This window comes from Sphingorhabdus sp. M41 (assembly GCF_001586275.1).
Lineage (GTDB): Bacteria > Pseudomonadota > Alphaproteobacteria > Sphingomonadales > Sphingomonadaceae > Parasphingorhabdus.
Map to the genome: position 1 here is coordinate 2,023,787 of NZ_CP014545.1, position 22,037 is coordinate 2,045,823.

General features: G+C 56.5%; 24 protein-coding genes and 1 tRNA gene. 11 read left to right on the plus strand and 14 right to left on the minus strand.

Annotated elements, in window-relative coordinates:
- The first annotated feature begins 14 nt into the window (after positions 1-14).
- Complete coding sequence (locus tag AZE99_RS09635) at positions 15-1,175, plus strand: GGDEF domain-containing protein (RefSeq protein WP_067200312.1); 1,161 nt, start codon at positions 15-17, stop codon at positions 1,173-1,175.
- 21 nt (positions 1,176-1,196) lie between these two features.
- Here AZE99_RS09635 and AZE99_RS09640 read toward each other — a convergent pair whose 3' ends face one another.
- Positions 1,197-2,876, minus strand: a complete 1,680-nt coding sequence (locus AZE99_RS09640) for a long-chain-fatty-acid--CoA ligase (RefSeq protein ID WP_067203523.1) — start codon at positions 2,874-2,876, stop codon at positions 1,197-1,199.
- Positions 2,877-2,971: 95 nt separating this feature from the next.
- On the opposite strand from AZE99_RS09640, the gene AZE99_RS09645 reads away from it, so the two are divergent.
- On the plus strand, positions 2,972-4,255 hold the full coding sequence (locus tag AZE99_RS09645; RefSeq protein WP_082788313.1) for a TCR/Tet family MFS transporter: 1,284 nt from the start codon (positions 2,972-2,974) through the stop codon (positions 4,253-4,255).
- Positions 4,256-4,292: 37 nt separating this feature from the next.
- Here the strand turns inward: AZE99_RS09645 and AZE99_RS09650 are convergent, their stop codons facing one another.
- The 6 genes from AZE99_RS09650 to AZE99_RS09675 form a co-directional block, all read right to left on the minus strand.
- Positions 4,293-5,411, minus strand: a complete 1,119-nt coding sequence (locus AZE99_RS09650) for an MBL fold metallo-hydrolase (RefSeq protein WP_067200315.1) — start codon at positions 5,409-5,411, stop codon at positions 4,293-4,295.
- Positions 5,412-5,591: 180 nt separating this feature from the next.
- Entirely contained in the window at positions 5,592-6,275 is a 684-nt protein-coding gene (locus tag AZE99_RS09655; protein ID WP_067200318.1) for a DUF1013 domain-containing protein, read from the minus strand.
- Positions 6,276-6,428: 153 nt separating this feature from the next.
- On the minus strand, positions 6,429-7,493 hold the full coding sequence (locus tag AZE99_RS09660) for a glycosyltransferase family 4 protein (protein ID WP_067200321.1): 1,065 nt from the start codon (positions 7,491-7,493) through the stop codon (positions 6,429-6,431).
- Positions 7,490-8,404, minus strand: coding sequence for a UDP-2,3-diacylglucosamine diphosphatase (locus tag AZE99_RS09665; protein WP_082788314.1), 915 nt, complete (start codon positions 8,402-8,404; stop codon positions 7,490-7,492). Before AZE99_RS09665 ends, AZE99_RS09660 begins: the two co-directional genes overlap by 4 nt.
- A 93-nt stretch (positions 8,405-8,497) precedes the next feature.
- Positions 8,498-8,917 carry an NUDIX hydrolase gene (locus tag AZE99_RS09670; RefSeq protein ID WP_067200324.1) on the minus strand — a complete coding sequence of 140 codons (420 nt, stop codon included), beginning with the start codon at positions 8,915-8,917 and terminating at the stop codon, positions 8,498-8,500.
- 5 nt (positions 8,918-8,922) lie between these two features.
- On the minus strand, positions 8,923-9,933 hold the full coding sequence (locus tag AZE99_RS09675; RefSeq protein WP_067200327.1) for an NAD(P)H-quinone oxidoreductase: 1,011 nt from the start codon (positions 9,931-9,933) through the stop codon (positions 8,923-8,925).
- Positions 9,934-10,033: 100 nt separating this feature from the next.
- On the opposite strand from AZE99_RS09675, the gene AZE99_RS09680 reads away from it, so the two are divergent.
- Both AZE99_RS09680 and clpA read left to right on the plus strand, forming a co-directional pair.
- Positions 10,034-10,231: a DUF1192 domain-containing protein gene (locus AZE99_RS09680; protein WP_067200330.1), complete on the plus strand. Its 198-nt coding sequence runs from the start codon at positions 10,034-10,036 to the stop codon at positions 10,229-10,231.
- A 269-nt stretch (positions 10,232-10,500) separates the two neighbouring features.
- On the plus strand, positions 10,501-12,819 hold the full coding sequence (clpA, locus tag AZE99_RS09685) for an ATP-dependent Clp protease ATP-binding subunit ClpA (protein WP_067200333.1): 2,319 nt from the start codon (positions 10,501-10,503) through the stop codon (positions 12,817-12,819).
- A gap of 109 nt (positions 12,820-12,928) precedes the next feature.
- Here the strand turns inward: clpA and AZE99_RS16280 are convergent, their stop codons facing one another.
- Positions 12,929-13,273, minus strand: coding sequence for an EthD domain-containing protein (locus AZE99_RS16280; RefSeq protein ID WP_197460163.1), 345 nt, complete (start codon positions 13,271-13,273; stop codon positions 12,929-12,931).
- 164 nt (positions 13,274-13,437) lie between these two features.
- Between AZE99_RS16280 and AZE99_RS16285 the strand changes: the two genes are divergently transcribed.
- The 3 genes from AZE99_RS16285 to AZE99_RS09700 are packed head-to-tail and all read left to right on the plus strand — an operon-like array spanning position 13,438 to position 14,925.
- Complete coding sequence (locus AZE99_RS16285) at positions 13,438-13,590, plus strand: hypothetical protein (RefSeq protein ID WP_197460164.1); 153 nt, start codon at positions 13,438-13,440, stop codon at positions 13,588-13,590.
- The gene (locus tag AZE99_RS09695) at positions 13,590-14,309 is read left to right on the plus strand and encodes a helix-turn-helix transcriptional regulator (RefSeq protein ID WP_067200338.1); all 720 of its coding nucleotides are present in this window, start codon (positions 13,590-13,592) and stop codon (positions 14,307-14,309) included. The genes AZE99_RS16285 and AZE99_RS09695 overlap by 1 nt, the downstream gene beginning before the upstream one ends.
- A gap of 1 nt (position 14,310) precedes the next feature.
- Positions 14,311-14,925, plus strand: coding sequence for a glutathione S-transferase family protein (locus AZE99_RS09700; protein WP_067200342.1), 615 nt, complete (start codon positions 14,311-14,313; stop codon positions 14,923-14,925).
- A 73-nt stretch (positions 14,926-14,998) separates the two neighbouring features.
- On the opposite strand, the gene AZE99_RS09705 is transcribed toward AZE99_RS09700, so the two are convergent.
- The 4 genes from AZE99_RS09705 to AZE99_RS09720 all read right to left on the minus strand — a co-directional run bounded on the left by AZE99_RS09705 (position 14,999) and on the right by AZE99_RS09720 (position 17,928).
- Complete coding sequence (locus AZE99_RS09705; protein ID WP_067200344.1) at positions 14,999-15,727, minus strand: hypothetical protein; 729 nt, start codon at positions 15,725-15,727, stop codon at positions 14,999-15,001.
- 145 nt (positions 15,728-15,872) lie between these two features.
- The gene (locus AZE99_RS09710; RefSeq protein WP_067200347.1) at positions 15,873-16,607 is read right to left on the minus strand and encodes a Bax inhibitor-1/YccA family protein; all 735 of its coding nucleotides are present in this window, start codon (positions 16,605-16,607) and stop codon (positions 15,873-15,875) included.
- Positions 16,608-16,874: 267 nt separating this feature from the next.
- Entirely contained in the window at positions 16,875-17,339 is a 465-nt protein-coding gene (locus AZE99_RS09715) for a low molecular weight protein-tyrosine-phosphatase (protein WP_067200350.1), read from the minus strand.
- Positions 17,340-17,376: 37 nt separating this feature from the next.
- A complete protein-coding gene (locus AZE99_RS09720) occupies positions 17,377-17,928 on the minus strand; it encodes a superoxide dismutase family protein (RefSeq protein ID WP_231862583.1) in 552 nt (183 codons plus the stop codon).
- Between the two features lie 116 nt (positions 17,929-18,044).
- Here AZE99_RS09720 and folK point away from each other — a divergent pair, with 116 nt between their 5' ends.
- Positions 18,045-18,575, plus strand: coding sequence for a 2-amino-4-hydroxy-6-hydroxymethyldihydropteridine diphosphokinase (folK, locus tag AZE99_RS09725; protein WP_067200353.1), 531 nt, complete (start codon positions 18,045-18,047; stop codon positions 18,573-18,575).
- A 46-nt stretch (positions 18,576-18,621) separates the two neighbouring features.
- Positions 18,622-18,697: transfer RNA gene (locus AZE99_RS09730), tRNA-Lys, on the plus strand.
- Positions 18,698-18,817: 120 nt separating this feature from the next.
- Here the strand turns inward: AZE99_RS09730 and AZE99_RS09735 are convergent.
- The gene (locus AZE99_RS09735) at positions 18,818-19,006 is read right to left on the minus strand and encodes a hypothetical protein (RefSeq protein ID WP_067200356.1); all 189 of its coding nucleotides are present in this window, start codon (positions 19,004-19,006) and stop codon (positions 18,818-18,820) included.
- Positions 19,007-19,201: 195 nt separating this feature from the next.
- Between AZE99_RS09735 and AZE99_RS09740 the strand changes: the two genes are divergently transcribed.
- Both AZE99_RS09740 and AZE99_RS09745 read left to right on the plus strand, forming a co-directional pair.
- Positions 19,202-20,326 carry an amidoligase family protein gene (locus AZE99_RS09740; RefSeq protein WP_067200358.1) on the plus strand — a complete coding sequence of 375 codons (1,125 nt, stop codon included), beginning with the start codon at positions 19,202-19,204 and terminating at the stop codon, positions 20,324-20,326.
- 33 nt (positions 20,327-20,359) lie between these two features.
- The gene (locus AZE99_RS09745; RefSeq protein ID WP_156472194.1) at positions 20,360-20,806 is read left to right on the plus strand and encodes a hypothetical protein; all 447 of its coding nucleotides are present in this window, start codon (positions 20,360-20,362) and stop codon (positions 20,804-20,806) included.
- 149 nt (positions 20,807-20,955) lie between these two features.
- On the opposite strand, the gene AZE99_RS09750 is transcribed toward AZE99_RS09745, so the two are convergent.
- Complete coding sequence (locus AZE99_RS09750; RefSeq protein WP_067200366.1) at positions 20,956-22,032, minus strand: AI-2E family transporter; 1,077 nt, start codon at positions 22,030-22,032, stop codon at positions 20,956-20,958.
- Between the last annotated feature and the right edge of the window lie 5 nt (positions 22,033-22,037).

Here is a 22,037-nt window from a genome sequence, read left to right on the forward strand (position 1 = left end):
GCTAGCAACGCGCCATGCAGTCAGCCATCCGACAATATCTACAGCGGCTTATCCCAGCGGTTCCGGAGGTGGTCCGGGACGAATTTGCCATTTTGAGCGCGACGCGCCTGCAAAGCCAGTCGCGCGCTTTGTTTCTGGCGATGTTTCTGACCATCCCCTTCGTTCTCTATGCCTCCAGCGCTGGTGCCGATCCTTGGTTACGCTATGGCATGCCGCTGGCGATGGGCAGCTTTTGCCTGGTCGGCTTTGTTTCGCTGATCAAGGACCGCAACGCTTCGGGCAGTCCGGACCGGGCGCGCAAATTCATCGCCGAAGCGACATTTTTCTCGGCAACCATCTGCGTCCTCGTCAGCGCCTGGTGCGTGCTCAGTTGGGTCAATGCACCTGACGATATGCGGCTGTTCTATCCCTTCACCCTCGCCATGGGATCGCTCACGACCATCTATACCCTGGCCACGATCCGGCTGGCGGCGATACTCAATATCATCATCGGCATAGTCCCGATCACAATCATCCTGCTATTGTCCGGTGACCCGGTTGCCTGGTCAGCTGCAGCCAGCCTGGTCATGGTTTCGACATTTCTGTTCCGCCTGATCACGCAGCAGAACGACCAGTTCATCCATTTGCTGGTCCTGCAACATGATATGAGTGAACTGGCCCATACCGATCCGCTCACCGGCCTGTTCAACCGCCGGGTATTGGCCGAACATCTCGAGCGTCAGATCGCAGAGGAAGATCACGAGCGCGAATTTACCGTAGCCCTGTTGGATCTTGATGGATTCAAGCCGATCAATGACCAATTCGGTCATGCTGTCGGTGATCAATTACTGATAGATGTAGCCAACCGGCTCCAGCGGGCGTGCGGGAAAAATGGTATCGTCGCGCGCATGGGTGGCGATGAATTCGCCATTTTATTTTCCCCGGATTCAACCATATCCAGTTCCGCCTGTGCCGACCATATTCTGACGGCGCTGGTCCCGCCCTGTATTGTTCAGGACCATGTCATTCGGGTCCAGGCGAGCATCGGGACTGCCTCTTGGCCGCAGGACGGCAAGACAGCCAACAGCTTGCTTGAGGCCGCAGATCAACAGCTTTATGCGGTGAAAGATTATGCTTCCAAAGCACAAGTCTTCCACTCCAAACGGGGCGAGAAATTGCGCTCTACCAATAGATAAAAGCCGCTTGCCCTGTCGGTGCTAACCCAGTTCGTCCTCCCGTAATGCCTTGCGATCCAGCTTGCCGATCATTGTTTTGGGCAGACTGTCACGGATCACGACATCCACGACCCGCTCATGCTTGCCGAGCTGCGGGTTAAGCCAATTTTTCAGTTCTTCACCGGAAATGGCCATTCCCGGTTCCAGCGAGACATAGGCCTTGGGGCTCTCTCCCCGATAGGCGTCGGGAACACCGATCACCAGCGCTTCCTTGACCGCTTCATGCTTGTAGAGCACTTCCTCGACCTGGCTCGGGAAGACCTTGAAACCGCCAACCGCTATCATGTCCTTCAGCCGGTCGACAATCTTGATATAACCATCCTCGTCGATCGTCGCGACATCCCCGGTACGCAGGAAACCATCGACAAACACCTGTTCGTCTTCCTGCGGCAGATTCCAGTAACCTTGCATCACCTGTGGACCGGAGAATATCAATTCTCCCGGTTCGCCTTCGGGAACGGGCTTTGTCGGATCGGCCTTGTCAACCAGCTTGACCCAGGTCCCCGGCATCGGCTGACCGATGGTCCCGGGCTTGTTGAGGCCTTCATAGGGATTGGCGCTGACCACGCCGCAGCTTTCGGTCAGGCCATAGCCCTCGACCAGCTTGGCACCGGTCTTCGCCTCGAATTTCTTCTTGAGCTCCATCGGCAAGGGCGCACCACCCGAGACACAGACCTTGAGGGATGAGAAATCGGTCTTGTCGATATCGGGATGGTCGAGCAATGCCTGATACATGGTTGGCACTCCGGGCATGGCGGTAATCTTGGTCCGGCTGATGGCTTTCAATGTCTGCTTCGCATCAAAGCGCGGCAGCATCACAATCTCCCCGCCCCGCTCGACCGTGCGATTGAGCACGGCGCTATTGGCAAAGACGTGGAAGAAAGGCAGCACACCCATCAGCCGGTCGACATCATCGATAAACGGGTCGATGCCATTGATCTGCCGCGCATTGGCGGTCAAATTCTGGTGGCTGCACATTGCGCCTTTTGGCGTGCCGGTGGTGCCGCCGGTATATTGCAGCAATGCAATATCCTTGTCCGGCCGGATATTGGGGGCCTTGTAATTGCCATCATTGTTGATCAGCTCCGAAAAAGGAGTGATCCGGTCATCGTCCGGTTGCGGGCTATTCTCCTTGCGGCGGAACAGCGAATAGAACAGGGCTTTCCCAGCGGGCAGCGCTCCGGCAACGCTTCCGACAATCAGCCGTTCGAGACTAGATTCTTCGAGCACCTGATAGGCGGTCGGAAACAGCGCGGTGGCGGACAATGTGAACAGGATTCTGGTGCCGCTATCTTCCACCTGATGATTCAGCTCATCGACCGTGTAGAGCGGTGAGAAATTGACGACCGTCGCACCGATCGCCATCGCGCCATAATAAGCGCTGACATAATGCGGCACATTGGGCAGATAGAGGCCGATCCGGTCCCCTTTCCCGATGCCCATATCCTGAAGCCCCTTGGCCACACGAACCACGCCGGCGGCCACTTCGGCATAGCTATATTTGCGGCCCATGAAATCGAGCAGATTCGCGTCCCCGCGCCGTCCGGCCGAGCGGAAGAACATTCCGGGCATCGACAGGGGCGGGTAGAACTGGTCCCACTGGGTGGGATGGTTGTAATGCGATTTCCAGATCGGTGGCTGGTCAGTTGGTGTGTCAGTCATTGACATTCGTGTAAGTGAAGCAGCGTTAACTGACAATGAAAATTGCGCGATATTTGGTTCCCTTTCCTTTTGCCGAGCGTGTAGGGCAACGCCCCATGGCCGAATCCGTTTCCACCCCCGCAGCCAAGTCATCGCTGGTCTTCGTATTTCTTGTCGTTCTGATCGACATGCTCGGCTTTGGTATCATCATGCCGGTCTTGCCGAAACTGATCACAAGCATCACCGGCGACACAATTTCAGGGGCGGCGGTCTATGCCGGCTGGCTAGCCTTTGCCTATGCCGCGATGCAATTTATCTTTGGCCCGATCATCGGCAATCTGTCCGATCGATTTGGCCGGCGACCGGTACTGCTGGGGGCGCTGGGAGGCTATGCGATCGCCTATATGCTGATGGGCTTTGCCTCATCCCTGTTATGGCTGTTTGCCGCACGGATCATCGCCGGGATCATGGGAGCAAGTTTCAGCACGGCCTATGCCTATATTGCCGATATTTCTTCCCCGGAAAAACGGGCGCAGAATTTCGGCCTGATCGGCGCAGCCTTTGGGCTGGGCTTCATCATTGGTCCGGCGGTCGGCGGCATATTGGGTGAATATGGCACCCGCCTGCCCTTTTTCGGGGCCAGTGCGCTCGCTGCGCTCAATCTGGTCTTCGGCTTCTTCATGCTCAGGGAAAGCCTGCCAGCGGAAAAACGGCGGCCGTTCAAGCTGGCTCGCGCCAATGCAATCGTGGCCCTGAAAGCGCTCAATGGCCAGAACAAGATTGTGTTCTGGTATGCCGCGGCGCTGACCGTGTGGATGACGGCGCATGTCGTTTTCCCGATCATCTTTGCATTTTATCTTATCGAAGCCTTTGGCTGGAGCGAATTACGGGTGGGACTGTCCTTTGCGGCCGTCGGGCTCGGCGCCGCGATTGTTCAGGGGCTGCTCATTCGCGTGCTGGTGCCGCGCGTTGGCGAACGCAACTCGGCTCTACTCGGAGCGATCTCCATGGCAGTCAGCTGCCTCTTCTACGTCCTTGCCGGTTCGGGGCACGCTTGGCTGATCTTCATCGCCATTCCTGTCGGCGCGCTACAGGGACTGTTCCAACCGTCGATCAATGGCCTGATGAGCAATGCCGTATCGGATGAAACGCAAGGTGAACTGCAGGGTGCGGTGGCAAGCCTGCAGAGCATTGCCTCGGTCATCGGTCCGCCATTATTCGCCGCCGTTTTCGCGGCCTTTACCGTCGCGGGAACTGTCCATTATCTGCCCGGAGCCCCCTTCGGCCTGGCGGGAATCATTTCGCTGGTCGCGCTCGCCATATTCCTGCGCGGCTATGCCCTGCACTGCAGCAGCGGCGAGGTGAACCCGCCAGCGGATGCAAAAACCATCATGCGCTGACGCACGTTGGCCGGTTCAATATCGTAGTTCGCGCTTATCAGGCGGCGCTGTACCAGGCCGTACCATCCTTGATCTCAAGCTGCGCGCGCCCGGTATATTGCAGATGGCGGAGCGTTGCCATCGCCTCGCCGCTGGCCATGCCGATGACGTCCGGTGTGATCGGGCGGCGGAACAAATAGGGGAAGCTGTCGACGACCCGCTTGGGGCTTTCGCGCAGGCCCTGCTCGAGATCGTCGAGTGCCTCGTTATGCCGTTCGGCCAGCGCATCGAGCCGCTGATGCGCGCCGAGGAAGGGACGGCCATGGGCGGGGAGAACGAGCAGATCATTATCCAGTTCGGCGCGGAACCGGTCGATGCTCGCCAGCCATTCGCCCAGCGGATCGGCGGTCGGCTCGCTTAACATGGTGGAGATATTGGACGTGATCCGCGGCAGGATCTGGTCGCCGGAGATCATCACCTTGGCCGTGTCGTCGATCAGGCAGGCATGTTCGGGTGTGTGGCCATTGCCGATCATCACCCGCCATTCATGGTCACCGGTCCGCAGCCGGCTTCCCTCTTCCATCCGGACATGGCCTATCGGCAGGTCGGAAACCGCGCGGGCGAAACGGCCCCAGCCCTTTTCGGCAAATTCGTCGATCAGATGCTGGTCCCAGCCGCAGAAACGCCATTCATCGAGCGCCTCTTCCGGCACACCGTCGCGCTTGTCGGCGAGCAGCATGCGGGTCAGCAGCCATTCCGTCCGGTTCATGTGCAAAGGCACCTTGAACCGCTTGGCCAGCCAACCGGCACAGCCGACATGATCGGGGTGATAATGGGTGACTATGATCTTCGTCGCCCGCTGCCCCTGCAGAGCGCCCGTATCAAACAGATGCTTCCAGGCATCGATGACCTCGGGCATGAACAATCCGGTATCGGCGATTGCGAATCCGGTGCTGCCATCAGCGTGATGATCGGTCAGCACCCAATTGTTGATATGGCCCAGCGGACCGGGCACCGGTGTCCGGGTCCATCCGATACCGGGCATCAGTTCGAAATATTCGCCGAATTTCGGTTCATAATCGCCGAGCGGATAGGTCAGGCCGTCCGATTCAATCGGATCGAAACCGTGATCGGCAAGCATGGCATCATAAGCGGGTGGTTTTGTGGGAGCATCCATGGACCGGTCATAGACCCATGGCCAGCAGAAGCGCAAGCCAGTTTAATCGGATAGTTAAATCCGGTTTTTGATAGGGCTGGAGACATCGAGTCTCGCTGCATAAACGGAAAAAGCCAGCGCTCTCGCGCTGGCAATCACCTTGTTCCGCTATAGTGACAGTTCAGACAGAAAGCCTGTCGCCTAGCGATCCTTGAAGAGCGTTTCTGCGGTATGCTCGACCGGTGCGGCTTCTTCGTCGCTTTCACCGGACAATGCCGCTTCTGCATCGCGGGCTGCCTGGGCGCGTTCTTCATGCAGTTCGGCAATCAGCGCTTCCTTGTCGCCACCGAGCTTGGTGTCATCTGCCATTTCCGGTTCGATACCCGCTTTTTTCGCGGCCTTGGCAACAACTGCGTCAAGTTCGCGCTGCGAACAAAGGCCAAGGGTCACGGGATCTTTGGGCGCGATATTGGCGATATTCCAGTGCTCGCGATCGCGAATGGCACTGATGGTGGTCCGGGTGGTGCCGATCAGCTTGCCAACCTGGGCATCGGAAATTTCCGGGTGATTGCGCAATAGCCATGCAATGCCGTCGGGCTTGTCCTGGCGTTTGGAAACCGGCGTATAGCGAGGTCCCTTGGTCCGGCGTATCTGGTCCGGGCCTTTCTGGATGACCATCCGGTAATCCGGATCTTTCTCGGCTTTCTCGATTTCCTCATGCGTCAGTTCGTGCGCCTGAACGGGATCGCGACCAGTATATTTGGAACTCGCAAGATCATCCGCCATCGCGTTGACTTCGAGAATATGAATCCCGCAAAATTCTGCAATCTGTTCAAAACTGAGCGCCGTATTGTCCACCAGCCAGCTGGCAGTTGCATGCTGCATTAGAGGGGTTGCTTGTTCGGCCATGATGGCATCCTTCTGATAGCTGGCGGTTTTGGGCCAGCGACACTGTAAAAATAAAGGGCCGCCCCCTTGCGGAGACGGCCTGTTGGAAGCTTATGTAGGATATCTGGAGAGAGTCGGCAAGATATTTGGCTAAACCCGCGCAAATATAGCCTTTGCGAGGATCCGGCGCGACATATGGCAGTTCGGATGCAGATCCTGTGACACCAGTCCGTTCAGGAACTGGGTGGCGCTTGCGTCCCAACTATATTTTTCTCCCTGCGCGATGCAATCGGCGGAATCGAGCTTTAGCGCGCGCTGGATCGCAATGTTCAGATCAGCGTCCATCGCACCGCTGGTCCCGGTGAGAATGTCGACCGGACCGGTCACCGGATAGGCCGCCACCGGCGTACCGCAGGCGAGCGCTTCAATGATCACCAGGCCGAAAGTGTCGGTCTTGCTGGGAAATATGAATATGTCCGCGCCGGCATAATAGCCCGCCAGTTCCTGGCCTGATTTTCTGCCTGCAAAATGGACATCGGGATGATGCGCCTGCAAGCGCGCCAGCGCGGGCCCATCGCCGACGACGACTTTCGAACCAGGCTGATCGCTGTTCAGAAAGGCCTCGATATTCTTTTCGACTGCCACGCGCCCGACATAGAGCTGAATCGGTCGCTGGAGTTGCCCGTAGATGGCGGGAGACGGAGCATCGGCGCGAAAATTGTCGAGATCAACCCCCCGGCTCCAATGGTGAACATGGGTCAGTCTTTCGCTGCGCAACTGGTGGCGGATGCTTTCCGTCGACGCCATGATCGCTTCCGATCTCTGATGAAACCAGCGGATATAGGGCCAGAAAACCCGCGGTGACAATTTGGTCCGTTTAGCAAGATATTCTGGAAACTGTGTATGATAAGCGGTTGTAAAAGGGCGTCGATTTCGCCGACACCACCGGCGCGCCTGGACACAGAGCGGGCCTTCTGTCGCCAGATGCACCGCGTCGGCCCCAAATTGCTCGATTTGCCTGCCAACCGTGCGCGCCCGGGTGAAGGCCAAGCGAATTTCAGGATAGCTCGGCGCTGGAACGGAACGATATTGATCCGGTGAGATAACCAGTATTTGGTGTCCCCTTTCGCGTAACAGTCGGACAACCGTGTCCAACGTTCGCACCACGCCATTGACTTGCGGATGCCAGGCATCCGTCACCAGCGCGATCCTCATGCCGCTTGATCCATGCCGCCGTCGACCGATATCAACTTGGCTGGCTGTTCCTCCCGCAGCTGGCGCGCCTTGATCTCGTCAGCCCAGTGGAGAATCTGCATATTGCCGTCGTCGCATTCGACCAAGGCGGTGCAGCCTTCGACCCAGTCGCCGTCATTATAATATTCGATACCCTTGATCACCCGATGTTCGGCAGTGTGTATATGGCCGCAAACCACGCCATCAACGCCGCGACTTTCCGCTGCCTTGGCCACGGTTTCTTCATAGCGACCGATAAACTCAACCGCGTTCTTGACCTTGTGCTTGGCCATTTTGGACAATGACCAATAAGGCAGATCCAGCCAGTTACGGATCTTGTTGACCAGCCAGTTGACCCGCATCAAGGTCACATAGGCAGCGTCACCGATGACCGCCAGCCAGCGATGGGCGAGCATCACCGTGTCGAATTCATCACCGTGCAGCACCAGCAGACGGCGACCATCGGCGGTCTCGTGGATCGCCGAACGCCGGATTTCCACGCCACCGAAATTCAACCCGGTGAACTGGCGGAACATCTCGTCGTGATTGCCCGGAATATAGACGATCCGCGTGCCGCGCCGTGCCCGTTTCAATATCCGCCAGATGATATCATTATGACCGTCCGGCCAGAAAAACTTCTTCTTCAACCGCCAGCCATCGATGATATCGCCCACCAGATAGAGCGTATCGCTATCGACATGGTCGAGAAAGTCGATCAGCAGGTCGGCGTTGCAGCCGCGTGTGCCAAGATGGATGTCTGAGATCCAGATCGTCCGGTATCGGGTGCGGTCCCGCGCATGTACCCGTGGCTTCCGCTTGAGCCGCGCTTCATAGCGATCGACGTCGAGCAACGGAATATCGGCTTTGGAAAAGGGGGGAAAATGCTTGGCCATAAAAACTCCCATGGAAACTATCCATCGGAATGGTCTTACGCGCTGATTGTTACAGCGGGATTCCCATTTTATGAAGCTTTAATGACGGAAATCCTAGGTTTTCAGATATTCCTGCAGCCGCAATTGCAAGTGCGGAACGGCATCATTGCTGGCCAGAAATTCAGCAACCGGCATGGTTTGCCAGTCCTGCCCCTCGTCGCCGAAGACGATCTGGTCCAGAATATCGGATGATGATCGGCAGATAAAGAACAGGGCTACTGCGCCTGACCCACGCCAATTCGGGTAGGTCTGCACATGTTCAAATTCCTCTGTCGCGATGCGTATTCCGAATTCTTCCCATGTTTCGCGGGCAACGCATTCTGCTCCGCTTTCGCCATTTTCGCGACCTCCGCCCGGCAGATCGAGCAGGTCGGGAAAGGGAATGCCCGGCTTGTTGTCGCGGCGATAGACCAGAATATGGTCATCGATAAAAAAGGCTACTTTTGCGCCGTGAAAATCTATTTCACCGCTCATCAGCGCTATTCGACCGTCAGCACGATCTTGCCGATATGATCCCCGGCTTCCATATGGGCATGGGCCTTGGCGGCATCGGCGAGCGGAAAGCTTTCGTCCATCACCGGCTTCAATTTGCCTGCTTCAACCTCCGGCCAGACCAGACGGTGCAACTCATCGGCTATCAGCGCCTTGCGCTCGGCCGACTGGGGGCGAAGCGTCGAGCCGGTCAGGATCAGTCGTTTCATCATGACATGGGCCATGTTGATCGTCGCCTGCATCCCGCCCTGCACTGCAATTGTCACATGGCGACCGTCTTCTTTCAGGCATTGCAGGTTGCGTGCGACATAATCGCCGGCAACCATATCGAGCACGATATTCACGCCCTTGCCGTCGGTGATCTTCTTGATCTGCTCGACGAAATCCTCGGTCTTGTAGTTGATCGCATGATCGGCACCAACCTGCTTGGCGGCGGTACATTTCTGATCACTGCCGCAGGTCACAATGACCTTCAGGCCGAACAGCTTGCCAAGCATGATCGCCATGGTACCGATGCCGCTGGTGCCGCCGTGGACCAGCACCGCTTCGCCTTCACGGGCAAAGGCCCGGTTGAACAAATTGCCCCATACGGTGAACAAAGTTTCCGGCAGCGCCGCCGCTTCAGCCATGGTCAGACTGTCCGGCACATCGAGACATTGTCCGACCGGCGCAACGCAAAATTCGGCATAGCCGCCGCCATTGGTCAGCGCGCAAATCTTGCGGCCGATCCATTCCGGCCCGACGCCTTCGCCCAGCGCGACAACGGTTCCCGACACTTCCAGACCGGGCAGCGGCGAAGCCCCCGGCGGCACCGGATAAAGGCCCATGCGCTGGACAACATCCGGCCGGTTCACGCCAGCAGCGGCCACCCGGATCAGCACCTCGCCCGAGCCCGGCTGCGGAACCGCGACGGTTACCGATTTCAATACTTCCGGTCCGCCCGGCTCGCTGATCGCGATAGCAGTCATTTCTTTTTGCAACAGTTCAGATACGGCCATTGAATGCTCCCCAGGAAATTTGCGACCTCCCTTATTTCCGGCCCTTATTGACAGCAAAGCACGGGCGGTCAACATTAGGCTGAAGGAGGCATGTCGATTCATGGATGATGACGAAAATCTACCGCGCAATAGCAAGGATCCCGTGGCTTTATTGATCAAACAAGATCTGGATCCATTGTCGGTTGATGAGCTGGACAAGCGGATTTCCTTGCTGAAATCGGAAATAAGCCGCTGTGAAGCTAAGAAAAACTTCGCGGTCAGCCATCGGGCAAGCGCGGAAAATCTGTTCAAAAGCTGATAAATGCTGGCTTTCGTTAAAGCATTTGTTAACCTCGTTTCATAATAGTTGGCTTCAACCGTTCCATTTTGGACCGTATAGGAGATGAGAGACGAAAAATTGGCAGCTTTGGCTCGATGCTTGTAGTTCTGAAGGAGCAGTGCCCTTGACGTTTAAGGCCCGGCTTACGATCTAGAGATCAAGCAATTGGTTAAAGCCCGAAACCGGATGGAGTGCATCCGCTTCGGCAACCGGGACGGCAACACCGTCCGAAACTTGGAGTAAAATAAATGCCATCATTCGCGGAATCGCTCGAGAAAACCCTGCATCAGGCGCTGAAAAACGCTTCTGACCGCAGCCATGAATATGCGACGCTCGAGCATCTTCTTCTCGCCTTGATCGACGATGGCGACGCTTCACAAGTGATGAACGCCTGCGGTGTCGATCTGAGTGAACTGGAAGACGCCGTTGTTCTCTATCTCGACAGCGAACTGGATTCGCTGAAGGTCGAGAAAGCGATCGACCCCTCCCCCACTTCCGGATTCCAGCGCGTTGTCCAGCGCGCGATCCTCCACGTCCAATCATCCGGCAAGGATGAAGTTACCGGTGCCAATGTATTGGTCGCCCTGTTTTCCGAGCGCGAAAGCTATGCTGTCTATTTCCTGCAGCAGCAGGACATGAGCCGTCTCGACGCTGTCAGCTTCATCAGCCACGGTGTTGGCAAGGGCGGCCAGACAGCCGAACCTGCGGAACTGTCCGGCATCGAAGGCGACCAGGACAAGAAAGAAAAGAACAAGAAAGAAACGGCGCTCGACCAGTTTACGGTCAATCTGAACGTGAAAGCCGCAGAAGGCCGGATCGATCCATTGATCGGACGGCAGGCTGAAGTCGACCGGACGGTCCAGATTTTATGCCGGCGGTCGAAGAATAATCCGCTTTATGTGGGCGAGCCCGGCGTCGGTAAAACGGCGATAGCCGAAGGTCTGGCGCTGCGGATCGTACAAGGCAATGTGCCGGAAGTGCTGCTTCCAGCCGTGATCTATTCGCTCGACATGGGCTCGCTGCTCGCCGGGACCCGCTATCGCGGTGATTTTGAAGAGCGGCTGAAGCAGGTTGTTTCCGAGCTTGAGAAAATGCCCGACGCGATCCTGTTCATCGACGAAATTCACACCGTTATCGGTGCCGGCGCAACCAGCGGCGGCGCGATGGATGCTTCGAACCTTCTTAAGCCGGCCCTTTCCGGTGGCGTCATTCGTTGCATCGGATCAACCACTTATAAGGAATTCCGCAACCATTTCGAGAAGGACCGTGCGTTGCTGCGGCGCTTCCAGAAAATCGACATCAACGAGCCGTCGGTCGAGGATACAATCAAGATCCTTGCCGGTCTGCGCGGTGCATTCGAGGACCATCACAAGGTCCGCTATTCGCCAGACGCGCTGAAATCGGCGGTCGAATTGTCGACCCGCTATATCAACGACCGCAAGCTGCCGGACAAGGCAATCGACGTGATTGACGAAGTCGGTGCGATGCAGATGCTGTTGCCGCCTTCGCGCCGCAAGAAGATGATCACGACCAAGGATATCGAAGCCGTGATCGCGACGATGGCGCGCATCCCGCCCAAATCCGTGTCCAAGGACGACAAGAAAACGCTCGAGAATCTGGAGAAGGACCTCAAGCGCGTGGTCTTTGGCCAGGACGAGGCGATCCAGAAACTGTCCAGCGCGATCAAGCTGTCGCGTGCCGGCCTGCGCGAACCGGAAAAGCCGATTGGCAACTATCTGTTCAGCGGCCCGACCGGCGTTGGCAAGACCGAGGTTGCCAAGCAACTGGCATCGATCATGGGCATTCCGCTCAAGCGCTTTGACATGTCCGAATATATGGAGCGCCACAGCGTTTCCCGCCTGATCGGCGCGCCTCCGGGCTATGTCGGCTATGATCAGGGTGGTCTGCTGACCGATGCCATCGACCAGAACCCGCATTGCGTGTTGCTGCTCGACGAGATCGAAAAGGCCCATCCCGACCTGTTCAACATATTGTTGCAAGTGATGGATAACGGCAAGCTGACCGATCACCATGGCAAGACCGTCGATTTCCGCAATGTCGTGCTGATCATGACGACCAATGCCGGCGCGTCCGATATGGCGAGAGAAGGCATTGGCTTTGGCAATATGTCCAAGGAAGATGCGGGCGAGGAAGCGGTGAAGAAAATGTTCACCCCGGAATTCCGCAACCGTCTGGATGCGATCGTTCCCTTTGCTTATCTGCCCACGGAAGTGGTGGCGCGCGTGGTCGAAAAATTCATTCTCGAACTCGAGCTGCAGCTGGCCGACCAGAATGTCCATATCACGCTCGACGAGGATGCGCAGGCATGGCTCACCGAGCGCGGCTATGACAAGCTTTACGGTGCCCGTCCGATGGGTCGTCTGATCCAGGAGAAGATCAAGCAGCCGCTCGCCGAGGAACTGTTGTTCGGCAAGCTGAAAAATGGCGGCGAAGTCAAGGTCCATCTGAAGGACAATGCCCTGACCTTCGAAGTCACCGCAGCGGCGCCCAAGGCGAAGAAAAAGAAGTCGACGGCAAAGAAAACGGCCGACAGCAAGGCGAAGTAATTCGCTTCGGCAATCGGCGGAGAGCCAAGAAGATAGCAAAAACGGCGTGGTTGATCCCACGCCGTTTTTTTGCTGTTTCCGCTCGACCAAGCGGATCCACCAAAACGACCTAGCCGCTGCTATCCATCCGTAAGGACCGGGTGGCATCGCTGATCAGGAAATGGGCTTCGTCGGCGCGGATTTCAGCAAGCACGGCGGGATCAGAAACGGTCGCCAGAAACGCATCATAGTCGGCCTGTGTGGCGAAATGGATTTCGGTGATCACATCAAAACCGGGATCGGCCTGGACGGCATCAATCCGGCTTTCCGACCGGTCAACATAGTGGCGCTGATAATGCGCAAACATCGGCAGCAGCCGCTTGATCAGCGGCACATGATGCGCCTCGTAATAGGCGCGAAATTCTTGTGCGGATATTCCCGGTTTTTTCGAGATCAGAAAAAAATGCTTGATCACCAAGACCCTCCGTTTGACGTGAACGCCTGTGCCGGGTCTAATCAAACCGGGGCAGAGAGACAAGCAGGCCGTAATTATGCACCTGCCGAAACACTCCTGACATGATGCTGTCAGCAGGGTTATGATATCGGGTAATTGTCCGACCCAAGAGAAGGAGCAAGCGAATGACCGAATTGATCCGTGATCGAGTGCTTTGGGTGGAAATTGCCGCGTTCGGCCTGAAACGCGTGAAGAAATTTCATGAAGCTGTTGTCGCGACCAGTCTCCCCAAGGACAATGAAGGCAACAGTCCCGGCATTGTCTGGCACAGCAACTGATGCGCAGAGCCGACCGCCTGTTCCAGATTGTCCAATATCTGCGCGGTGGCAGGCTGGTTACGGCGGCAATATTGGCAGAGCGACTGGAGGTCTCGGAACGCACAATCTATCGCGATATAGCCGACCTGCAGTCCACCGGTGTCCCTATCGAGGGGGAAGCCGGCATCGGCTATATCATGCGCAGCGGCTTCGACTTGCCGCCCTTGATGTTTACCCGCGATGAAATCGTCGCTCTGGTCACCGGCGCGCGCATGGTCCGGGCCTGGGGTGGTACGGCGATGATTGCCGCAGCGGAAGAGGCGCTGGTCAAAATCGAGACGGTTTTGCCGGAAGCCGAGCGCAGCCGGGTCGGCGACACGAAAATATTCTCACCGCGTATCGGACTGGCGGGACAATCGGCAGAGCTGATCGACGACTGCGAACAAGCTATCGATGCCCGGGAGATAGTGACGCTGGATTATAGCGACGAAGATGGCCGCACGACACAGCGAGCCGTCCAGCCGCTGGGCCTGTGGTTCTGGGGCAAGGTCTGGACATTGGTGGGGTGGTGCGAATTGCGGGATGACTTCCGGGCGTTCCGGCTCGATCGCATTTCCCAACTGGTGCCAACCGGCAAAATCTACCAATCGGATCCCAAAAGATCGCTCGAGGAATTCTCGCGTCAGCAGCGAGAAAAATACAGAGCGCAGATCGCCAGTTCAAAAGAAGAAGGAGAATGAGATGACGCTGAAATTCTACACCAACCCGATGTCGCGCGGCCAGATCGCACGCTGGGCGCTGCACGAAGCGGGTACAGACTATGAGCAGATATTGCTCGAATATGGCACGTCGATGAAGGCTGACGCCTATCTGAAGGTCAATCCGATGGGCAAGGTGCCGGCGATTGATCATGACGGCCGGATCGTGACCGAAGGCGCGGCGATCTGCGCCTATCTGGCGGAAGCCTTTCCGGATGCGGGGCTCGCGCCAACAGCGACGGAACGGGCGGATTATTATCGTTGGCTATTCTTTGCAGCGGGTCCGGTCGAGGCGGCGATAACCAACCGGTCGCTCGGTTTTGAAGTCGCTCAGGACAAGGAAATGATGGCCGGTTATGGCAATTATGACCGGGTTGTCGATGTGCTGGATGGCAAGCTCCAGACGGATGACTATGTCTGCGGTTCGCGCTTTACCATGGCCGATGTCTATTTCGGCGCGCAGCTGGTGTGGGGCACGCAATTTGGCACCCTGCCCAAGCGGGATAGCTTTGTCGCTTACGCCAAGCGGCTGATCGAGCGCGACGCCTATAAAGCTGCAAAAGCAATTGATGACGCGCTGATCGCCGAGAACGGCTAGGCCTCGGATCCGGAAATGTAAAAAGGCCAGAGGGTCATCCCCTCCGGCCTTTTCTCAACCGCGATAAGGCAATTTATTCGCCGGGTGCTGGCTGTTCAGAGTCGAGGACCGGCTGCCCAAGTTCGGTGGCTGGCCGGGTGACGTCGGCGGCTGGCTGGCCATATTGAACCTGCCACGCCTGAAGGTCGCGCTCATATTCCTCGTAAGCGAGGTAGAAATCGGTAAACGGCTTTTCCATTTCCGACAAAGCCTGCTCTGCAAATGCATTGAGATCTGCTGACTTGGTCACGATTGCGCGCTGGCTTACCTGAACCGCCTGATCACAAAAAGGCCGGCGCAGCGGCGAGAAGGACCAGTAATTATACAGTTGCGTCTGATGACGGTCATGCTCGGTCTTGTAGCCGGCACCGGTTTCGCGCTGAAACTTCCGGATAATCGCATTGTTCGCGTTGCGCAGCGATGCACTATTGTTGCTGATAAACGCGTTATAATCGTCAACCAGGCGCTCGTAGAGCGGTCCGGTGCAGCTGAGCGCGGCCACGTTCAACGCGGCCCGTACGTGCCATAATGTCTCGAGCGGCCCGAGATCCCGGTTGATGGTATCCCGCATGCCGTCAATTCGCAACGAGGGCACGATCGTCAGATTGCTGGCGCCAAAGGGCGGTGTCGGCGCGCGCGGTGTATATTGCGGCTGCACGACCGGAGCAGGCGGCGGTGGCGGCGGCGCCGTTTGACAGGCGGCTAGCATGGCCAAGCCACCAGCGACCAAAAGAAGACGCAAATCATTCAAACGCGGCATCATAACACTCTCCCAGAACAACAGTCGTTTCCTTATGATTCACGCTGACGCTTGTCCAGCATTTGCGATCAAATCTCGACGAACTGCCAAAAGAAAAAGCCCGACAGTTTCCTGCCGGGCTTTTTCGATAATCTGCGTTGAGACTGGCCTAGTCCTGATTGCCCATGAAATAGAGCAGGAACTGGAACATGTTGATAAAGTCCAGATACAGGCTGAGCGCGCTCAGGACCACGGTTTTGCCGACCATGTCGGTTCCCGCAACATAAGCATACATGCTCTTGATCCGCTGCGTGTCGTAAGCCGTGAGGCCAGCGAAGATCAGTACGCCAATCGCGCTGATAACGAGCTGCATCATCGTCGACTGCAGAAAAATGTTGATCACCATCGCGACTAGCAAGCCAATCACACCCATGATCAGGAAGCTGCCCCAGGCGGACAGGTCTTTCTTGGTCGTATAACCATAGAGGCTAAGGCCGAGAAAGGCAGCTGCGGTGGCGAAGAAGGTCTGCGCGATCGAAGCGCCCGTATAGACCAGGAAGATGGTCGACATGGACATGCCCATCAAAGCGGCGAAGCCCCAGAACATAGCCTGAATCGTGAAGGTGGAAAATCTATTCTGCCCGTAGCTCATTGCAAATACGATCGCGAGTGGCGAAAGGATGATTAGCCATTTCAGCGGTCCGCCGCCGAACATGATATCCTGTGCCAGGCCGGAACTGGCAAATAGCATCGCGACAACGCCGGTGAGCAGAACACCGCTCGCCATGTAATTATAGACTTTGAGCATATAGGCGCGCAGACCAGCGTCAAACGCGACCTGCGTCTGTGATGCGGTGCCCACTGGGGGCTGCCCGAAGGTTGTTCTTGGATCTTGCCAAGCCATATTATGCTACTCCTCAAATTAGCGAGCCGACAAACAGGCTCTATAGGTTTCAATATCGGGTAATAGCGCATGTTTTTCAAGGGAAACCGGTTGGGCTTGCCAAAATAATGGCACTGGATTTCATAGATAAAATCTATCGGACCGCCAAGTTATGGAAAGAATATTTTCATCACCAACTATCTTTTGCATCTGTCGATGGCGGCACTTCTGGCCGGAAACGCGCGGCTGGCAGCGTTTGAGCCATAAATAGGCGGCATTGGTTGTGCCTCAACCAGCCTCGAGCCATTTCCGGATCGTTCGCGCCGCCTCGGTGACCTCCGCCCAGGTCTGATCGAAACCTTCTTCGCCGCCATAATAGGGATCGGCGACATCTTCTCCTGCCCTGCCCTCGACATGGTCAAATAACAGCGACAATTTCGATCGCGGCCTTGTCGGGCGCAGAGCCAGCAAATCGCGCAAATTCTGATTATCCAGCGCAATAATATGATCGAAATCGTGAAAGTCCGACGCGGTTACCTGCCGCGCGCGCAAATGTGCGATATCCACGCCATTGCGCGCAGCAACCGCTAGTGCTCGCTCGTCCGGGGGTTGCTGGACATGCCAATCGCCGGTGCCGGCAGAATCGATAACCACATTCAGACCGACCTCAGCACATTCCTGTCGCAAGGCAGCTTCGGCCAGCGGGGAACGGCAGATATTGCCGAGACAGACAAACAGGACGGACTGGCTCATAAAATTACTCTAATAATTACAACACAACTTGATCAGGTCAGCGACCGCCAACAAACACGCCGCAAGCCAGACGGCCGCCGCTTTCTCCCGACGGATCGGTCTTCAGATCATCCGGACCTTCATGCACCACAAATGCCGCGCCATCGGCATCAAGCAGCGCATTATCCCCGCCGCTGAGCGTCGCTCCGGGAACCGTAGCCTCCAGCGCGCCGGTACCATCAGCGCCAATGTCGAGATTGAAGAAATCGCCGGCATGCGCGCCTTGCGGATTGTCGAAGCCATGTTGCTTGGCAGCGGGGTTCCAGTGGCCACCTGCGGATTTGAAATCCGGCCCCTCGCATTTTCCGATCTCGTGAATATGCACGCCATGCGGGCCCGGAGACATGCCCTGGGCCTTGATATTGACCAGCAGGCCTTTTTCGCCCTGCGCGACAATCACTTCGCCATATTCCGCCTGATCCGCTCCGATCAATGCTGCGCGAGCAACATTGCCGCTTACTTCGCCCGGGGAAACGTCTTTCTGACTGCACCCGGCAGCCATGAGGGACAAAAGGACCATGCCCGATAGAGTGAGATGATGCTGACGCACGAAGCTTCTCCTTGATTTCCTTGCCGTGGATTGCATGGTAGCAGCCGATTGATCCGCTTGGAACCATTTGTTCCATCCCCGCCTCTCCGCATCGCACAGGAGCCAGATTGCCGCATATGTTCTACCTGATCGCCCTGGGTTCGAACCAGCGCCACCAGCATTTCGGAACGCCGCGCAATATCCTTGCCGCGGCGCTGCAGCGGATGGACCGGGCGGGCCTGATGATCGCCGATTCATCCGGTCCTATCACTTCGCGGCCGGTCGGGCCGTCCCAGCGCAGATATGCCAATGGCGTGGCGATCATCCAAACCGCATTGCCACCGCCTGCCCTGCTGGCCACGCTCAAGCGCATCGAATCAGAATTCGGTCGTCGCCGGGGTCAGGCCTGGTCGCGCCGGGTGCTCGATCTGGACATCATATTGTGGAGCGGTGGTGCCTTTGCCAGCGCCGAACCGGCCCTCACCATTCCCCATCCGATGATGCGCGAACGCAGCTTTGTCCTCGCTCCGGCAGCCGAAATTGCCGGCGACTGGCGCGATCCGCTGACCGGCCGGACCATCGCCCAGCTGGACGCCCGCAACCGGCGACCCAAGAAACGTCCGGAAAAAGCGCCAAAGCCGCTTGACCATGAAAGAAAGCGTCCCTAGGGAAGCGCTTCCCGAAGGCTTTGTGCGCTGCACCTGCCTGTTGAGGGGGCCCTTAGCTCAGTCGGTAGAGCAACTGACTTTTAATCAGTAGGTCGCTGGTTCGAACCCAGCAGGGCTCACCACCACTCTTTTCCATCTATAAATCAAAGAGCTGGTGAAGCTGCCAGACAGGAATATATGTCACTTTCTATGGCAGTAACGAGTCCGCCTTGGCTTGGATTGCTCCAAGCGGCACCACTTTTCTAAAATATCGAAACAATCAGATAAATTATGAGGCCGTCAGCACCGTCGAGGGTATCGGAACCGATATTGGAACCGGCCCCAGGCTTCAGCCCACCGTTGATGATAAATCCCAGTGACCCATGGATGAAAAAACTGTCGCTAGACTTGATCTGCAGTTCAGCCTCAAATCCTTGTAGATCGGAGCGCATTGTCCCATTGCCTTGTCAAAACGATTGCCCACGCCAAAGCGGGGAGAATATTATTCCTGCACAGCCCATTTGCTGTTAGGCAAATGCAAGCCGATCAACCAAGCTTGATCATTGATGCGGGCACAGGTCTATTGGTTTTCTCTACATTACAGTGCTTTCATCGCAATCGAGCCAGCGTCTCAGGCATAATTTGACATGGTCATTGAGCTGAACTGGAAAACCGGTTTCGAAATTGAACTGACCGCTCCCGTCGGGAAATCCCGAGAAGATCTTGCCCGCGCTCTAGCGCAAAAACACAGCGGAAGCGTACAACGGTTTTTTCATCCGCAATCGGAACCAAGCAAGGTTCCCGGACAACCCACTTTCGAAAATCTGACATTGGGTTTTCATTGGCTCGATACCGATGGTCAAAAAATTGCCAGTTTTGTCGACGACCTGACGCTTCAGGCAGACTTTAACAAACGCCAGGCGCCAAAGCCGTGCTGGTATCGTATCATTGCTGACGATGCGCGCCTCTTGCGATTGGTTGTCCGGCATTGCGAGGCAGCCTCTTCGAGCGATAAAGTGCTTGAGCCGCTGGCTGACCTTTTCGGCACCGAGCTGTTACCTCATGAATCCGGGATGTCCCGGGTGATGGATGATCGCGGCGCGTCCGTGGCCATTTGCGCGCCCTTGCCTGGCGAACGCGAAAGGCCTTGCGAAATTGTCACCGCGCCCATCATGGCGGGCCACCAGGAAAAGCTCTCACAATTGCTTGATGAAGCCGTTGCCCAAAAGTTCGCTGTTCCCGTGGAAGGTGCCACTCATGTGCATTTCGATGCCACTCCCCTTTTGTCCGCGCCCGTTATTGCAAAGCTGGTCTCCCTGTTCGCGAAATTTGGTGCGGAACTGAAGCAACTGGTCGGCGTGAATACAGACTGCGTCCGGTTGGGGGCCTGGCCGAATTCGCTCGTGAAACTGACAGCCAGCGAAAAATTTCAAACGCTGGGCTGGCCGGAAGCACGAGAGGCAATGGCGGGCCTCGCTCTGTCTAAATATTGTGATTATAATCTGCTCAATATCGCAAATGAGAACAAGCTGAAACACACGTTCGAAGTCAGAGTGTTGCCGTCCACATTGGACGCCACGCAAATCCTTCAGGCTACCAGCCTGTTTGAAGCATTGCTGGCGTGGTGCTGTGTCACAGCATCGCAATCGGAATCATTACCCGACACATTGGCTATGTTGATCAACCAGGCGCCTGGCTCGAAATCAACATCGAGCCATTGGCAGCGGCAAATCGCAGCCCGAAATAAATTGGTAATCACATCCTTCTCATGATAGACAGTATTCATCTAATATGGGGGATTTAAATTGCTGAAATCTAAAAAGAATATGCGCTCGAAACGATTTGCAGCCGGATTGTTTATTACAACAGCCCTATCCACCATCGCGCTTGAAACGCCCGCCTTTGCGGAATATTCTTTTGATCAGACATTTGATGCCTACGCCTGGTCGGGATATAATTATTGCGATGCAAAAATGGTTGGCATGCTCTGGAATCAGGATGTCACGCAAGGCAAAGCAATCATCGGGAACAAGATTTTAAACGGCATTGGCGAAGATATCCCGCTTATTCTGGCGGAAAGTCGCGCGGCGTATAACCGCTGTAACTGGGAAGACACCGCCTATGATTACGATGATGCCTTAGCCGTGGCTCGAGCATGGAATCTGGGCAGCGTCGCCGACGCCAAGGGGACCATTGCCTTCAAGGTGACCAACGGAGATTCCTATATGATCGAGCAGGCTCTGGGTCGGTAATCAACCCGATTACCGGCACGCCGACATAGCCGGCAGATTGAGAATATCGGCGCAGACCAAAAGTGAACATGCGCGGCCATTATCGGGATGGATGGTTGCCGCTTTGGCTCCGGAATCAATATCCGACATCTGATAATGTTTCGGCATGGTTACGGTTCTATGATCTGTCCAGCACCCGTCATTCGCTGACGCGCGATCTGCAACAGACTTTGCGACACGGCAAAGACAACCGGGCCGAGGACGATCCCGGATGGCCCGAACAGGGCCAGCCCGCCCAATATTGCAACAAATGATACAGCGGAATGCAGACGAAGTCGGCCACCAACCAATATCGGGTAGATGATATTGTCGATCAGCCCGACGACAATCGTGCCCCATGCCGCCAATATCAACGCTGAGACCGGATCGCCGCCAACCGCCAGAATGATCGCGGCCGGGACCCAGATCACAAACGCGCCCAGAAAGGGAACGATGGCCAGCAGGCCCATGATGAAGCCCCAGAAGAATGGCGAAGGCAGGTCGAGCCACCAGAACATCAGGCCACCGAGTGCACCCTGAATGGTAGCGACCACCAACGTGCCATAGACCGACGCAAAAACAGTATCGGATATCCGGCCCGTCAATATCGCGAATTCGGAAGCTGAGAAAGGAAGCATTTCCATCAGCCGCGCCATCACCTTTTCCCGGTCGCGCAGAAAATAGAAGAAGAAGAAAAATGTGACGAGCATCGTGATCAAGCCCTTGATCGAACCCTGGACAAAATTGCCGCTCCATATGGAAAGTGATCCGGCCACGCTGTCCAGCAGACGGGAGAGGTCGAGCCAGCCGCCAAGCTGATCCATCAGCGGCGCTAGCAGCTTGTCATCTGCGGCCATGCGCGCCCAGGTTTCAGGATGGGCAATATTTGCCATGTGGGCCGCACCGCGCATCGCTTCGTTCAGCAACAACCCGGATATGGTCACCGCCGGAACGACTACCACCAGCGCCGCGAAGGCAACGACCAGACAGGCCGCGAGACTGGGCGACCGGACCATTGTCTCGAGACGGACCTGAAGTGGCATGAAAAGCAATGTGAGCGTGACCGACCAGACGATGGCGGGCACGAAGGGCGCGGCGATAAAATAACAAACTACCAACGCGACGATAACTCCGGCAATCAATATGATCGTGGAAGTTGTCGGCCGGAATTCCGGCCTTTCAGAAACATTATGTTCCGGGCCGGCCATCAGAA

Excerpts from the sequence above, each read along its gene's own strand:
- AZE99_RS09715 (WP_067200350.1), bottom strand. The coding sequence starts at position 17,339 with ATGAGCCAGTCCGTCCTGTTTGTCTGTCTCGGCAATATCTGCCGTTCC.
- AZE99_RS09750 (WP_067200366.1), bottom strand. The coding sequence starts at position 22,032 with ATGGCCGGCCCGGAACATAATGTTTCTGAAAGGCCGGAATTCCGGCCG.
- AZE99_RS09665 (WP_082788314.1), bottom strand. The coding sequence starts at position 8,404 with ATGGCCAAGCATTTTCCCCCCTTTTCCAAAGCCGATATTCCGTTGCTC.
- AZE99_RS09645 (WP_082788313.1), top strand. The coding sequence starts at position 2,972 with ATGGCCGAATCCGTTTCCACCCCCGCAGCCAAGTCATCGCTGGTCTTC.
- AZE99_RS09705 (WP_067200344.1), bottom strand. The coding sequence starts at position 15,727 with ATGATGCCGCGTTTGAATGATTTGCGTCTTCTTTTGGTCGCTGGTGGC.
- clpA (WP_067200333.1), top strand. The coding sequence starts at position 10,501 with ATGCCATCATTCGCGGAATCGCTCGAGAAAACCCTGCATCAGGCGCTG.
- AZE99_RS09670 (WP_067200324.1), bottom strand. The coding sequence starts at position 8,917 with ATGAGCGGTGAAATAGATTTTCACGGCGCAAAAGTAGCCTTTTTTATC.
- AZE99_RS09635 (WP_067200312.1), top strand. The coding sequence starts at position 15 with ATGCAGTCAGCCATCCGACAATATCTACAGCGGCTTATCCCAGCGGTT.
- AZE99_RS09660 (WP_067200321.1), bottom strand. The coding sequence starts at position 7,493 with ATGAGGATCGCGCTGGTGACGGATGCCTGGCATCCGCAAGTCAATGGC.
- AZE99_RS09640 (WP_067203523.1), bottom strand. The coding sequence starts at position 2,876 with ATGACTGACACACCAACTGACCAGCCACCGATCTGGAAATCGCATTAC.
- AZE99_RS09675 (WP_067200327.1), bottom strand. The coding sequence starts at position 9,933 with ATGGCCGTATCTGAACTGTTGCAAAAAGAAATGACTGCTATCGCGATC.
- AZE99_RS16285 (WP_197460164.1), top strand. The coding sequence starts at position 13,438 with ATGACCGAATTGATCCGTGATCGAGTGCTTTGGGTGGAAATTGCCGCG.
- AZE99_RS09735 (WP_067200356.1), bottom strand. The coding sequence starts at position 19,006 with ATGCGCTCCGATCTACAAGGATTTGAGGCTGAACTGCAGATCAAGTCT.
- AZE99_RS09680 (WP_067200330.1), top strand. The coding sequence starts at position 10,034 with ATGGATGATGACGAAAATCTACCGCGCAATAGCAAGGATCCCGTGGCT.
- folK (WP_067200353.1), top strand. The coding sequence starts at position 18,045 with ATGTTCTACCTGATCGCCCTGGGTTCGAACCAGCGCCACCAGCATTTC.
- AZE99_RS09700 (WP_067200342.1), top strand. The coding sequence starts at position 14,311 with ATGACGCTGAAATTCTACACCAACCCGATGTCGCGCGGCCAGATCGCA.
- AZE99_RS09710 (WP_067200347.1), bottom strand. The coding sequence starts at position 16,607 with ATGGCTTGGCAAGATCCAAGAACAACCTTCGGGCAGCCCCCAGTGGGC.
- AZE99_RS09740 (WP_067200358.1), top strand. The coding sequence starts at position 19,202 with ATGGTCATTGAGCTGAACTGGAAAACCGGTTTCGAAATTGAACTGACC.
- AZE99_RS09650 (WP_067200315.1), bottom strand. The coding sequence starts at position 5,411 with ATGGATGCTCCCACAAAACCACCCGCTTATGATGCCATGCTTGCCGAT.
- AZE99_RS09695 (WP_067200338.1), top strand. The coding sequence starts at position 13,590 with ATGCGCAGAGCCGACCGCCTGTTCCAGATTGTCCAATATCTGCGCGGT.
- AZE99_RS09655 (WP_067200318.1), bottom strand. The coding sequence starts at position 6,275 with ATGCAGCATGCAACTGCCAGCTGGCTGGTGGACAATACGGCGCTCAGT.